Origin of the sequence: Synechococcus sp. RedBA-s (assembly GCF_024345495.1) — a bacterium.
In the GTDB taxonomy this organism is placed as follows: domain Bacteria; phylum Cyanobacteriota; class Cyanobacteriia; order PCC-6307; family Cyanobiaceae; genus Regnicoccus_A.
The window spans coordinates 63376-75643 of sequence record NZ_JAGQBF010000013.1 but is presented as its reverse complement, the minus strand read 5'-3'; the positions used below and the strand labels follow the sequence as shown (position 1 = coordinate 75643).

The 12268-nt window shown below is 65.7% G+C and carries 14 protein-coding genes; 10 read left to right on the top strand and 4 right to left on the bottom strand.

What is annotated here, in order from left to right:
* The first annotated feature begins 14 nt into the window (after window positions 1-14).
* On the top strand, window positions 15-1190 hold the full coding sequence (locus KBY67_RS07370) for an ATP phosphoribosyltransferase regulatory subunit (protein ID WP_255110321.1): 1176 nt from the start codon (window positions 15-17) through the stop codon (window positions 1188-1190).
* A 47-nt stretch (window positions 1191-1237) separates the two neighbouring features.
* Window positions 1238-1462 carry a ferredoxin family protein gene (locus KBY67_RS07365; protein WP_255110301.1) on the top strand — a complete coding sequence of 75 codons (225 nt, stop codon included), beginning with the start codon at window positions 1238-1240 and terminating at the stop codon, window positions 1460-1462.
* Between the two features lie 53 nt (window positions 1463-1515).
* Here KBY67_RS07365 and KBY67_RS07360 read toward each other — a convergent pair whose 3' ends face one another.
* The 4 genes from KBY67_RS07360 to KBY67_RS07345 are packed head-to-tail and all read right to left on the bottom strand — an operon-like array spanning window position 1516 to window position 4745.
* Window positions 1516-2403: a hypothetical protein gene (locus KBY67_RS07360; protein ID WP_255110299.1), complete on the bottom strand. Its 888-nt coding sequence runs from the start codon at window positions 2401-2403 to the stop codon at window positions 1516-1518.
* A 6-nt stretch (window positions 2404-2409) separates the two neighbouring features.
* Window positions 2410-3657: a cytochrome c biogenesis protein DipZ gene (locus KBY67_RS07355; protein WP_255110296.1), complete on the bottom strand. Its 1248-nt coding sequence runs from the start codon at window positions 3655-3657 to the stop codon at window positions 2410-2412.
* A 20-nt stretch (window positions 3658-3677) separates the two neighbouring features.
* Window positions 3678-4391 carry a DUF4079 domain-containing protein gene (locus KBY67_RS07350; protein ID WP_255110295.1) on the bottom strand — a complete coding sequence of 238 codons (714 nt, stop codon included), beginning with the start codon at window positions 4389-4391 and terminating at the stop codon, window positions 3678-3680.
* A 3-nt stretch (window positions 4392-4394) separates the two neighbouring features.
* Window positions 4395-4745 carry a DM13 domain-containing protein gene (locus KBY67_RS07345; protein ID WP_255110293.1) on the bottom strand — a complete coding sequence of 117 codons (351 nt, stop codon included), beginning with the start codon at window positions 4743-4745 and terminating at the stop codon, window positions 4395-4397.
* A gap of 198 nt (window positions 4746-4943) precedes the next feature.
* On the opposite strand from KBY67_RS07345, the gene KBY67_RS07340 reads away from it, so the two are divergent.
* The 8 genes from KBY67_RS07340 to KBY67_RS07305 all read left to right on the top strand — a co-directional run bounded on the left by KBY67_RS07340 (window position 4944) and on the right by KBY67_RS07305 (window position 12261).
* A complete protein-coding gene (locus tag KBY67_RS07340) occupies window positions 4944-5927 on the top strand; it encodes a DMT family transporter (protein ID WP_255110290.1) in 984 nt (327 codons plus the stop codon).
* Window positions 5928-5949: 22 nt separating this feature from the next.
* Window positions 5950-6528, top strand: a complete 579-nt coding sequence (locus tag KBY67_RS07335; protein ID WP_255110288.1) for a sigma-70 family RNA polymerase sigma factor — start codon at window positions 5950-5952, stop codon at window positions 6526-6528.
* Window positions 6525-7250: an anti-sigma factor gene (locus KBY67_RS07330; RefSeq protein ID WP_255110286.1), complete on the top strand. Its 726-nt coding sequence runs from the start codon at window positions 6525-6527 to the stop codon at window positions 7248-7250. Before KBY67_RS07335 ends, KBY67_RS07330 begins: the two co-directional genes overlap by 4 nt.
* Before the next feature lie 83 nt (window positions 7251-7333).
* Window positions 7334-9226: a molecular chaperone HtpG gene (gene htpG / locus KBY67_RS07325; protein ID WP_255110284.1), complete on the top strand. Its 1893-nt coding sequence runs from the start codon at window positions 7334-7336 to the stop codon at window positions 9224-9226.
* A 223-nt stretch (window positions 9227-9449) separates the two neighbouring features.
* A complete protein-coding gene (locus KBY67_RS07320) occupies window positions 9450-10355 on the top strand; it encodes a metallophosphoesterase (protein ID WP_255110282.1) in 906 nt (301 codons plus the stop codon).
* A 146-nt stretch (window positions 10356-10501) separates the two neighbouring features.
* Window positions 10502-10738: a 50S ribosomal protein L28 gene (rpmB, locus tag KBY67_RS07315; protein WP_255110279.1), complete on the top strand. Its 237-nt coding sequence runs from the start codon at window positions 10502-10504 to the stop codon at window positions 10736-10738.
* Between the two features lie 22 nt (window positions 10739-10760).
* Entirely contained in the window at window positions 10761-11339 is a 579-nt protein-coding gene (locus KBY67_RS07310; RefSeq protein ID WP_255110277.1) for a peroxiredoxin, read from the top strand.
* 85 nt (window positions 11340-11424) lie between these two features.
* Complete coding sequence (locus KBY67_RS07305) at window positions 11425-12261, top strand: mechanosensitive ion channel family protein (protein WP_255110318.1); 837 nt, start codon at window positions 11425-11427, stop codon at window positions 12259-12261.
* The last annotated feature ends 7 nt before the right edge of the window (window positions 12262-12268 follow it).

Below are 12268 nucleotides of genomic sequence, written 5' to 3'. Positions count from 1 at the left end.
GCCCCTCCGCCCCCATGGCCCTGCAACCCGCCGCCGGCGCCAGGGATCTCCACCCCCGGCAGGTGGACCGCAACCGTCAGCTCTGCCAGCGGCTGGCCGCGGTGTACAGGCTGTGGGGCTACCAGGAGGTGGCGCCGCCGATGGTGGAGCGCCTCGACACCCTTGAAGCCGGTGGCGGCATCGCCGAGCGGGAGGTGGCCCGCCTCACCGCCGAGGAACCCCTGGGGCTGCGGCCCGAGCTGACCGCCTCGATCGCCCGGGCCGCCTGCACCCGCCTGGCCGATCGCCCCCGTCCGCTGCGTCTGTGGGCAGAGGGCAGCACCTTTCGCAGCTTCACCGGCGATGGCGGCGGCCAGCGCCTGAGTGAGCGGCTGCAGAGCGGCGTTGAACTGCTGGGGGTGCGCTCAGCGGCGGCGGACGCTGAGCTGATGGCCCTGCTGCTGGCCTGCAGCGAAACCCTGGGCCTGCAGGCCAGCCACCAGCCACGGCTGCTGGTGGGCCACCACGGGGTGCTCTCCGCCCTGCTCGAGGAGGTGCCCGCCCAGCAGCGCTCCAGCGCGCGGCAGGCCCTCTCGGGCTTCGATCCCCTGGCGATCGCCCGCCTGCCCCTGCCCCAGGTCCAGATCGAGCGGTTGCAGGAGCTGCTGCGCCTGCGCGGCGAACCGGAGGCGGTGCTCGCCCAGCTGCGCCGTCATCTGGGGGACAGCCCCTTGATCGATGAGCTGGCCGCGTCCCTGGAGATCGTGGCGCCCACGGCCGCCCGGCTGGGCATCGGCCTGCAGCTGGATCCCAGTTTCCAGCCCCATTTCGACCTCTACGACGGCATCGTGCTCAAGCTGGTCTGCCTGGGGGCCGAGGCGCCGGTGGAGATCGCCAGCGGCGGCCGCTACGACGCCCTGGTGGGGCGCTTCGGGGCGGCCGCCAGTGAAGCGGCCGGCGTGGGCTTCGGCTTCTCGATCGAAGACATCCGCGATCTGCTGCTCAGACCCGCCGCCCGTGATCCGGCCGCGCGGCCGGTGCTGGTGGCCTACGGCCAGAACTCCAGCCTGGCCGACGCCCTGACGGTCCTCTGCGGTCTGCACGGGCAGGGCCAGAGCGCCGAACTGCTCCCCGATGCCTGCCCCAGCCGAGGCGCGGCCGAAGCCGCCGCCCAGCGACGGGGATGCTCAGGCCTGGAGTGGCTGAACTGACAGGGCCGAGATTTCTAGGATCATTCCGTTCAGCACGCACCGCCCCCATGGCCCACAGCATCCTCACTGACATCTGCGAGGGCGTGGCCGACTGCGTCGATGCCTGCCCTGTGGCCTGCATCCATCCCGGCAGCGGCGCCAACAGCAAGGGGACCAGCTTCTACTGGATCGATTTCGACACTTGCATCGATTGCGGAATCTGCCTGCAGGTGTGCCCTGTGGCCGGGGCGATCGTGCCCGAGGAGCGTCCCAACGAGCAGCGCCGCGGCTGAGCGCAGGAGAGGACCCTCGCAACGGCAGGCGATGCTCGATTGAGCCGCCACAATTACCCGATTGCTCGGGTGCTGTTCAGGGCATCGAGATTCACTCGGCGCAGGCCATTGGCGTCCTCGGACACCAGATCGGCAAACACCTGACCTTCGAGAATGTCCTCGATCTGGTAGTGATGCAGCTGCAGGAGCGGGGATCCGGTCACCTCGTCGGTGCCCTCCACCAGCACCAGAATGGCCCCGCTGGCCCGCTGGATCGCCTCCAGGCCAAAGCGGACCAAGGGGCTTTCGGCACTCAGGACATGGCTGAGCACGGCGGTCACATGCAGCTGGGGGGTGCTGCTGTTGAGCAGTGGCAGGGAATGAAGGCGCCGCTGCACGACACCCGGTTCGATCTCCTCATCCATGAACAACACCATGGAGTAAGAAACCCTCAGCCAGTACGTGTGATCTCCAGTCACGAAACGGCAGCTGAGATGTCCACCGGGCGAGAAGCTCAGGCACAGGTTGCTGCTGAACCGCAAAGGGGCATCCACCTTGGTGAAGCGTAGAAAAAACAGACCCGTGACCATGGCGTTGGTCAGTAGTCCGAAGATCCGCTGCAACGCCGCCAGAGCCAGGGTGTAGATCGAGGTGACTTTGGCCGACTGGAAACTGGCGCTGAAGAGATTCTGAAGGGAGAACACCGCGCTGGAGGGCAGGCCCATCGTTCCGTCTCCCACGATGTGGCTCCCGTCCAGCTGAAAGGCGAAGGCGAAGATCACCACCTCAGCCAGGTAGAGGCTGGTCATGGCCAGGAAGAACACCGGCCAGGGCATGCGCAGCGCCATGGAGATCGGCTGGCGCAGGAGGCTGGTCCAGGGACTGCGCTGGTGGCCGAGGGTCAGGCGGTGGCGCTGGGCCAGGGGACGCAGGATGGAGCCAAGGGAGGTGAGGGTGGACATGAATGCTCAGGGCCTGACCAGACCAGTGGGCACGTTGCGGAAGCCGCCCTCCCGAAGCAACTGCTGGATCGTTTGCTCCGACTGGGCATAGGCGCCTTCACCGAAGTGGGTGTGGCGGATGCGGCCCTGGGTGTCGATGAAATAGAAGGCTGGCCAGTAGGTGTTGTTGAAGGCTTTCCAAATCGCAAAGTCGTTGTCGATCACCACGGGATAGGTCACCCCCAGCTTTCGGGTCGCCGCCCGCACATTGCCGAGGGCGCGCTCAAAGGCGAACTCCGGCGAATGCACGCCGATCACCACCAGACCGTGGTCCTTGTACTTCCGGGCCCAGGCCCGCACATGGGGAAGGGTCCGCACGCAGTTGATGCAGGAATAGGTCCAGATGTCTACCAGCACTACCTTGCCCCAGAGCTGATCACGACTGAGCGGCGCTGTATTCAGCCACACCGCTCCCTTCGGGAAGGGTGGCAACGTACCCAGCACGGGCAGCTGGCTTGCGGCAGCGACTTGCACTCCGTCGCGGGGCGCGCTGGGTACCTGCGCCAGCAGGGTCTGCTCCAGGGCATTGGTATCCGCTAAGGCGAAACGGGCCAGGGAGGCCTGCTCCAGGCCAAGGGCGATGGCCCCCACGCTGACGATCACGGCTCCCCCCAGAAGCTTTCGCAGCCAGGCGGTGGCCCGCAGGGAAGCTCTCACGGTCTTCGCCAGGCGTCCGCCGGCGAGCAGGGCAAGCGTCAGGGATGTGCCAGCGCCAAGGGCATAGGCCAGCAGCAGCAGGGCCGTGCTGGCACTCGCCCCTTGGATGGCCGCGCCGGTCAGCACCAGACCGAGGATCGGGCCGGCGCAGGGCGCCCACAGCAAGCCGATCGCCACGCCCAGCAGAGCGGATGAAGCCGCCGTTACCCCCGAGCTTCGGGCCTGATCCGATCGTCGCGACAGGTGCTGACCCAGCCGGACCAGGGGCTGGCTGAGCCGATCGGCCACGGCGGGAAACAGAAGTGCCAGTCCGAAGGCACCCAACACCAGCAAGGCCACAATCCGCCCGAAGTGGTGGGCTCCAACCACCCAGCTTCCCCCCACCACGGCCATAACCCCCACGGCGGTGAAGGACAGCGCCATCCCAACCAGCAGGGGCAGGCCCCGGCGGTGGAATGGCCGCCCTGCCCCGGCGAACACGAACGGCAACACGGGAAGGATGCAGGGGCTCAGGATCGTCAGTGCACCGGCCAGGAAGGCCAGGAGCAGGAGGGCCATGGTGTTGTTGACGTCATGGATCAGGGGGTTGCAGAGCTCGGGGCGGGTGCCGGACAGGTTCTCGCCTCGAAGTTGCAGCCATAGAGCGTGGGTTTCTGCCAGTTGAGGGGGATCTCGAGCAGATCCCGGGGGCCGCTGATCCCCTGGGCCAGGAAGATCAGGGCCGCCAGGGCGTTGGCGCTCACATGCAGCCGGCGCCAGCGCAGGTGCTTGTGGATCTCCGGCCGGCAGGCCACCGAGAAGAGCATCAGGCCGCTGAGCCCGATGCCGCCCCAGAAGTGCGACTGCCAGAAGGCCGGATCGAAGGGGTTGTCACTGAGCCGGAACACTTCCGGTTGCAGCCCCAGGCCGATCACCCCCGCCCAGCAGAGCAGGGCAAAGCTGGCGCGATAGACGGGCCGCTTGACCCGCCAGAGGGACGCCAGGGCGACCCCGGATCCGACCAGCACCAGCAGCAGCGGCGCCAACCTCCCGACACCCCCCTCAAAGCTTGAGAGGGAATGTTTGGTGGCGATCACCACCGCCTCGGCGAGCAGCACGATCCCCACCACCGAACCCGCCAGCCACTTGCCGAGATCGGCATGATCCCGCCCCACCGTGGGGGGATGCTTGGCCTGGGTCAGGCGGCGGTCCCGGGTCTGCTGCGCCAGTCGCAGCACCATCCCCAGCAGGGGGTAGACCAGCACCACAGCCAGGGCCGGGTGCATCAGCCAGAGCCAGTCGACGCTTTGCATGGCTCAGGGCTTCAGGGGGGCCCAGGCCATCGTGGCGTTGAACTTCTTGCACCAGATCAGCACCGATCCCTGCTTGCCCAGGTCGATCGAAGCGGGGATCACATAGCTCTGGGCACCGGAAGCAGCTTTGAGTGGAGCGAGGATCGTGTAGCTGCCTGCCTTAAGCGGAAAGCCGGGAGCCTTGGTGCTCGCCAGGGGAGTGGCCGACGGGCTGAAGATCACCTTCAGGTCGGGGGCCATGTCGTTGGTCTTGAAATCACTGCTGAGCACCAGCAGCTGTTTGCCGCCTTCCTTCTTGATCATGAAGCTGCCGCTGACGGGCGCCTCGGCCTTGCGGAAGCTGTGCTTGGCCATGGCACCAGCCGGGGCCATCATCTTGTCCTCCTTCATCATGCTTTGTGCATGAGCGGGAACAGCAGAACCGCCGAGGATGGCCAGGGCCAGTGCAGCGACCAGGGACTTCGAAAGAACCGTCATGACGAATGCTGTCAGGGTGAGAGAAGCGCAAGCTGAGATCCCTCTCGGACCAGCTCACGCCTGCTGTCCATACCCGTGAGCAGGCCGATCGGTTTGGGAACCCGTCATCCCCGGCCTCTCTGGCTGCTGCCACTTGGCATCTACGTTCTGCTCCGGGGACTGGATGCCACCGTGCTGAAGGGGCTTCAGACCTACGGCCTTCAGCATTCAGTGAACGGTCAGAACCCGATCAGTTTCTGCAACGTCTTTTTCTTCGCCCAGCTGATGGTGGGCCTCTCGACCCTGTTGCCTGGGCGCCATGGGCTGCCGGCAACCCTCAAGGCCCTGGTGCCCGCAGAGCGAAGGCTCCTGGTGGCCAATGGATTCCTCGGGATGTTCCTAGGACCCCTGGCCTACTACCTGGCGCTGCAGTCCCTGTCAGTGATCACCCAGACCCTGCTGTTCGCCCTGATCCTGCCGGTCTCAGCCCTGCTGGCCCGCTGGCTGCTGCAGGAACCCCTGCCCCGAGTGTTCTGGCTGAGCCTGACCCTGATCGCCGCCGGACTGCTGCTGCCCCAGCTGACGATGGTGGCCATGGGGGGGGGAATGGACGATCTGATCGGCCTGGCCTGGGGGCTGGTGGGGGTGCTGGCCTTCAGTGGGGCTGCGGTGACTGGGCGATCGATCGCTGGCCGAGGCTGGCCTGCTGCGGTCACGATTGGCCTGGGCTCCACCTGTGCGGCGCTGGCGTTCGGAGCGATCGCCCTGGTGCTGTTCGGCCCCCATCACTTCCTGCTGCTGCAGCTGTGGTGGGTTTTGGGCGTGATTGGGCTCTATGGCCTCACTCTGTCTTTGGGCAGTGAGCTGGCTCTGCGTCTGTCCTACAGGCACTGCAGCGTGGCCACGGTCTCGCTCTGGGGCAGCCTCTCGATCCTGGTGGCCGTGGTCAGTGCCGCCCTGCTGCTGGGGGAGCCGATCCAGGCGCCAGAGGCTGCAGGGATCCTGCTGCTGCTGGCGGGCATCGGTGTGGCTCGTCGATTCAACCCATCCGATCAGCCGTTTCGCCGGTACATCTCCTGATGGCAAGCGAACGGCTCACTCCGTGGACCTGACCCCCACTGGCCCCGAGGCTCCAGCCTCGAGACAGCCCGAACCCCCGGAGACCTCCACCCCCGACCTTGATCTGGCGTCCCTGTACGACAGTTGCGGAGCGCGGGTCTATCACTTGGCCCTGCGCCTCTGTCGCACCAGCCAGGAGGCCGAGGATCTTTGCCATGACGTCTTCCTGCGCTTCTGGCAGCAGGGACGCTATGAGCCGATGCGGGGTCCGGTGCTCGCCTATCTGCTGCTGCTGACCCGATCGATGGCGATCAACCGGATCAACCAGCGCAAGAACCGCTGGCAGCTGCTGCAACGCTGGTCGGAGCAGTTGCTGCCAGCGGCCGTGCGCAGTCCCCACGAGAAGGCCGAGGAGGAAGATCTGGCCGTCCGGGTGGGTACCGCCCTCGGCTCGATCCCCGCCAACCAGAGGCAGGTGCTGGAGATGGCCTACTACGAGGGCCTGAGCCAGTCAGCGATCGGTCAACGGCTGCAGCTCCCCCTCGGCACCGTCAAGACCCGCTCACGGCAGGGCCTGATCCGACTGCGGGAGTTACTGATCGATTACTCGAGCGAACCATGAACCCAACCAACGACACCCCCCAGAGCGACCTCGACGCCCTGCTGGCCGGCCATGCCCTGGGCGACCTGGATTCAGCCGAGTGTGAACAGCTGGCCTCCCTGCTGCGGCAGGACCCAGGCCTGCAGCATCGGATGGACGAATTCAAGACCACTCTCGAACTGCTCCCCCTGGCCCTTCCGATCAGGAAGGCACCGCCTCAGCGCCTGCGCCAGCGGCTGCTGGATCGAGCGGGCACCCCAAACCAGCAGCAGAGCGAGGGCCGCCCTGCCCTCGGGGTCTGGCTTCTGCCCGCCTTCATGGGGCTGGCCCTGCTGGCTGTGGGGATCGAACTGCACCAGACCCAGGTGCAACTGGCCGAGATCCAGCAGCAGCTCAAGCCGCCCGAAGGGCTCACACCGATGAGTCGCCACCTCTCACTGGAGGCCCCCGGTCCTGGTCTCCGGGCCAACGGTGAAGTGATGGTGACGGGCAACCCGACCCACAACGTGCTGATGCTGAACGACCTGCCGCCGCCGCCACCTGGTTACCTCTACCGCCTCTGGGCCAACGTTGACGGACGGGTGGTGGGCTGCGTCTCGTTCAAACCGACCGACCAGGGCCATGTGGCGATGCTGATCCCTCCCATGCCCACCAGCCTGGCCAGCAGCGTGAGTGTGAGCGTGGAGAGGGATCCGCTTGGGGCGGCACCCACCGGAGCGATGGTGCTCACCACCAGCCTCTGAGTGGGGGTTCGGAGACCTCTCCCTGCGACGGCTTGAGCCAGGACCGGTTGGATCCCTAGGGTCACAGCAGTAACTTGGCTGCCATGACGGTGCTGGAACAGGGTCAGATTCAGATCCACACCGAGAACATTTTCCCGATCATCAAAAAGGCCGTCTATTCCGGCCATGAGGTGTTCCTGCGGGAGCTGGTCAGCAATGGGGTCGACGCGATCAGCAAGCGCCGCATGGCCGCCATGGCTGGCGACTGCAGCGAGGGTGAGGAAGGCAACATTCAGATCCGCATCGACCGGGAAGCGAAGACCCTCACGATCAGTGACAACGGCATCGGCATGAGCGCCGATGAAGTCAAGCGCTACATCAACCAGGTGGCCTTCTCCAGCGCCGAGGAGTTTCTGGAGAAGTACAAGCGCGAAGATGATGCCATCATCGGCCATTTCGGGCTTGGATTCTATTCCAGTTTCATGGTGGCAGCCCAGGTGGAGCTGGTCAGCCTCAGTGCCCGACCCGGCGCCGAGCCGGTGCGCTGGAGCTGTGATGGCTCCCCCAACTTCAGCCTCGAAACGGGTGAGCGCGCCGAACCTGGCACCGATGTGATCCTCCATCTGCAGGAGGAGGAACTGGAATATATCGAGCCTTCCCGGATCCGCTCCCTGATCACCACTTACTGCGATTTCCTGCCTGTAGAAGTGCAGCTGGAGGGGGAAACGGTGAACAAGCGGCAGGCACCATGGCGCCAGAGTGCCCGCGATCTCACCGACAACGACTACATCGAGCTCTACCGCTACCTCTACCCGTTCCAGGGCGATCCCCTCCTCTGGGTGCACCTCAACACCGACTACCCCTACACCCTGCAGGGCATCCTCTACTTCCCGAAGATCACCGGCAGAGCCGACTGGGAGAAAGGCGAGATCCGGCTCTACTGCAACCAGGTGTTCGTTTCTGACTCGATCAAGGAGGTGGTGCCCCGCTACCTGCTGCCCCTGCGCGGGGTGATCGACTCCCCGGACATCCCCCTGAACGTGAGCCGCAGCGCCCTCCAGACCGACCGGCGGGTGCGCTCGATCGGCGGCTTTGTGGCCAAGAAGGTGGGGGACCGGCTCAAGGAACTGCACCGCGATGAGCCCGCCCGTTACGCCGAGATCTGGGAGGGGATCGCCCCCTTCATCAAGATCGGCGCCATGGAAGATGAGAAGTTCGCCGATCAAGTGGCCGAGCTGATCCTGTTCGGCACCACCGCAGCGGCGGCCGAGTCCGACCCGGTCGCCGTTGGCGAGAAGGCTTACACCACCCTTTCCGGCTACCGCAGCCGCCTCGGTGAGAAGGATCAGAAGCGCATCCTTTATTGCACCGATGAGGCCGCCCAGGCCGGGCCGCTGGCCCTCTGGCAGGGGCAGGGGGCGGAGGTGCTCCTGGCCGACACCCTGATCGATGCCCAGTTCATCCCCTGGCTTGAAGACCGCCACGGGGAGCTGAAATTCCAGCGGGTGGACGCGGAACTGGACGCCAGCATCCAGGAGCAGGAGAGCAGCCTGAGTGATGCCGACGGCACTGACAGCTCCGAGAAGTTGCGCGAGCTGTTCAAGGCTGCCCTGGCCAACGACAAGGTGACCATCCAGGTCCAGGCTCTCAAGGGGGAGAACACCCCGGCGGCCCTGATTCTGCTGCCGGAGCAGATGCGCCGCCTCAACGACATCGGCGCCCTGATGGAGCAACGCCTGCCCGGACTGCCCGACCACCATGTGCTGGTGGTCAACCGCCGTCATCCCCTGGTGGCGGGCCTGCAGAAACTCTCCAGTGGCGCCGTGCTCACGGGTGTGGGCAGCAGCTCCCCCAGCCAGCAGCTGGCCCAGGAGCTCAGTTGCCACATCTATGAACTGGCCCGCCTGGCGGTGGGGGGCCTGGAGCCGAACCAACTGGCCGGTTTCCAGCAGCGCAGCGCCGACCTGATGGGCCGCCTGATGGAGCGGGGCCTTTGAGGCTCCGGCGCAAACCGCCCTGGACCTGCGCCCTGAAGTGTTGGCTCGAGAGGTTGAAGTCATCACCCGGGTTTCAATTTCATCTATCCCCATCAGCGGCTGAAGCAGGAAGGCCCGGCTGTTGCAGTGCAAGGTGATGCAGTCCGCCTGAGAAGCCCTTGGGCGGGGACGTCTTGGGTCGATTCGGCCGATAGCGTGAGCCCCCTCTCCCGCATCTGAGCCCATGCACCCCAGGCGTCTCGGCCGCCGTCAGATGATGGGACTACTGCTTGGCGCGGCTCTGACGGGCACGCTGCTGCTGGAGCGTCAGAGCCCTAGCCAGGCCGCCACGCCGGCGAAACCTGAAGCTGGCCGCCTGCACTGGCTGGCGGTGGCCGACACCGGCGGCGGCAACGAGGCCCAGCGGGCTGTGGGCAGGGCCATGGCGGCCGTCCATCGCGCCCGGCCCGTGGATCTGGTGGTGCTCGGGGGCGACAACATCTATCCCAAGGGTGACATCAGCCAGGTGAACGACATGTTCACCATCCCCTACAAGGCGCTGCTCGTCGCCGGCGTGCCCTTCCATGCCGTGCTGGGCAACCACGACATCCGCACGGCCAATGGCGATCCCCAGATCGCCTATCGCCCCTTTGGCATGAAGGGACGCTGGTACACCCTGAGCAAGGGGCCGGTGGAGTTCTTCATGCTCGACAGCAACGTCAACGCCGACTGGGGACGCCAGCTTCCCTGGCTGAAAGGGGCCCTCACCGCCAGCAAAGCCCCCTGGAAGGTGGTGGTGGCCCACCATCCGATCCAGTCCTCCGGGCACTACGGCAATAACGAAGCGGCCAGGGCTCGACTGGCTCCCTTGTTTCGACAGTTCGGGGTGCAGCTCTACATCAACGGCCATGAGCACAACTACGAGCGCAGCAAGCCGATCAATGGCACCACCTACCTGGTGGTGGGCGGTGGCGGCGCCTATCTGCGCCCGGTGACCCCTGGGCCCAACAGCGCCCGAGCCATCAGCGTCCACAGCTTCGCCGAGCTCACGGCCAGCAACAAGCAGTTGCTGATCCAAGCCTGGGATTCCAAAGGCCAAGCCATCGACCGAGCGGCCATTACCCCCGCCGGCCAGCTGATCAAGCCCTGACCGCTGCCGCTTCTCCAGACTGAGCAGCGCCTGCAGGTTCCGCCAGGCTGATTCCGCTTTGGCAGGTCCACCCCTTTGTTAAGGTGGCCCCTTGGCGCCATCCAGGTCACTGGTTGCTGCCCGTCCACTGAGTATCGGTTGCCTTCATGTCCCGGGTTTGTCAGCTCACCGGCAAGCGCGCCAACAACGGCATGGCAGTCAGCCATTCCCACGTGCGCACCAAGAAACTCCAGCAGGTGAACCTGCAGGAACGCCGCCTCTGGTGGGCCGAAGGCAACCGCTGGGTGAAGCTGCGGGTGGCCACCAGCACCCTGCGCACCATCCAGAAGAAAGGCCTTGGCGCCTACGCTCGCGAACTGGGCGTCAACCTGGCCAAACTCTGAGTCTCCAAAGCGCACAGCCGTTGTGAATCGCCGCCAACTCCTGCGTGGAGTGCTTGTTCACAGCGGTGCAGCTCTTTTGGTTCCAGGCTTACCCACAGCCCTGCTGGCCTGGCCGAGCAGGGCTGTTGCCATGGGAGGCAGCCTTCCAGCCCTTGATCAGCCGGCTCCTGAGTTCAGCCTGCCTGGGTTCGGGCCCGGGCTTGATCGCTCCGGCGAGCTTGGGCTGGATCAGTTACGGGGCCGTTGGCTGGCGCTTTACTTCTATCCCAAGGACTTCACCGGCGGCTGCACCCTTGAGGCGCGTGGCTTTCAGAGGGATCTCGAGCAATTTCATCAGATCAATGCCGAGGTGGTGGGCATCAGCGCCGATGATCTGGCCGAGCATGCCTCCTTCTGCGACAGCGAGGGACTGGTGTTTCCGCTGCTCTCCGACCCCGGCGGGGCCGTGAGTCAGCTCTACGGATCCTGGATCGCTCCCTTCTCCCAGCGGCACACTTTTCTGATCGACCCCGACGGGGTGCTGCGGGCCCGCTGGGTGGCGGTGCGCCCCCTGGGTCACAGCCGCGAAGTGCTCGAGGAACTCAACCGCCTGCAGGCCTGAGCCGCGTCAGGTTTGTGCTTCCCGACAGCGTTGTTGACGTGGGTCCGATCAGCGCCGATTGTGAGCGGGCCTGTCTTTGAGTTCCGTGCCGGTCTTCGCTGATCTGATCGCTTCCACGATCGTTCCCTTCCTGTTCAAGTTGGTGGGGGCGATCGCCCTCTGGATTGTCGGTGGCTGGTTGATCCAGTTCGCCGTGAAGCTGATCCGGGGGGGGCTGCGCCGCAGCACCCTTGATGCCACGGTGATCTCCTACCTGCTGAACATTCTCGCCGCTGTGCTGAGGGTGATCCTGGTGGTGGCCATCCTCGGCTTCTTCGGCATCGAAACAGCCAGTTTCGCCGCCCTGCTGGCCGGCGCCGGCGTGGCGATCGGGGCAGCCTGGAGCGGCATGCTCGGCAACTTCGCCGCCGGGGTGTTCCTGCAGGTGTTCCGGCCGTTCAGCGTGGGTGATTTCATCACGGCCGCCGGCGTCACCGGAACCGTGGAGGAGATCGGCATGTTCGTGACCTCCCTGCTGGCCCCCGACAACGTGCGCAACATCGTGCCCAACGGCAAACTGTTCGGCGACACCATCCAGAACTATTCCGTGCATGAGTTCCGCCGGGTGGAACTGGTGGCCCAGCTCGACAACAGCGCCGATGTGGGCAAGGCGATCACCCTGCTCAAGGAAGGCCTCGCCACGGTGCCGAATCAGTTCGAGGGCATGGCCGGCGATGTGGAAGTGCTGGAATTCACCGAGCGCGGTCCGAAGCTGGCTGTTCGGCCCTACACCCACACCGCCAACTACTGGCAGGTCTATTTCGACACCAACCGCATGATCGTCGACGTGCTCGTGGCCAACGGCTTCCCCGTGCCGCGCATTCCCGTGGCCATGGGCGCCCCCGGAGCTGCTGCTGCAGCCGCTGCCGGTGCTCTGAACTGATCCTCGC

What these genes read in the sequence shown, in the direction of transcription:
- KBY67_RS07350 (WP_255110295.1), bottom strand. Translation starts at nt 4,391, where the DNA reads ATGCAAAGCGTCGACTGGCTCTGGCTGATGCACCCGGCCCTGGCTGTG.
- KBY67_RS07355 (WP_255110296.1), bottom strand. Translation starts at nt 3,657, where the DNA reads ATGGCCCTCCTGCTCCTGGCCTTCCTGGCCGGTGCACTGACGATCCTG.
- htpG (WP_255110284.1), top strand. Translation starts at nt 7,334, where the DNA reads ATGACGGTGCTGGAACAGGGTCAGATTCAGATCCACACCGAGAACATT.
- KBY67_RS07330 (WP_255110286.1), top strand. Translation starts at nt 6,525, where the DNA reads ATGAACCCAACCAACGACACCCCCCAGAGCGACCTCGACGCCCTGCTG.
- rpmB (WP_255110279.1), top strand. Translation starts at nt 10,502, where the DNA reads ATGTCCCGGGTTTGTCAGCTCACCGGCAAGCGCGCCAACAACGGCATG.
- KBY67_RS07370 (WP_255110321.1), top strand. Translation starts at nt 15, where the DNA reads ATGGCCCTGCAACCCGCCGCCGGCGCCAGGGATCTCCACCCCCGGCAG.
- KBY67_RS07365 (WP_255110301.1), top strand. Translation starts at nt 1,238, where the DNA reads ATGGCCCACAGCATCCTCACTGACATCTGCGAGGGCGTGGCCGACTGC.
- KBY67_RS07360 (WP_255110299.1), bottom strand. Translation starts at nt 2,403, where the DNA reads ATGTCCACCCTCACCTCCCTTGGCTCCATCCTGCGTCCCCTGGCCCAG.
- KBY67_RS07345 (WP_255110293.1), bottom strand. Translation starts at nt 4,745, where the DNA reads ATGGCCAAGCACAGCTTCCGCAAGGCCGAGGCGCCCGTCAGCGGCAGC.
- KBY67_RS07320 (WP_255110282.1), top strand. Translation starts at nt 9,450, where the DNA reads ATGCACCCCAGGCGTCTCGGCCGCCGTCAGATGATGGGACTACTGCTT.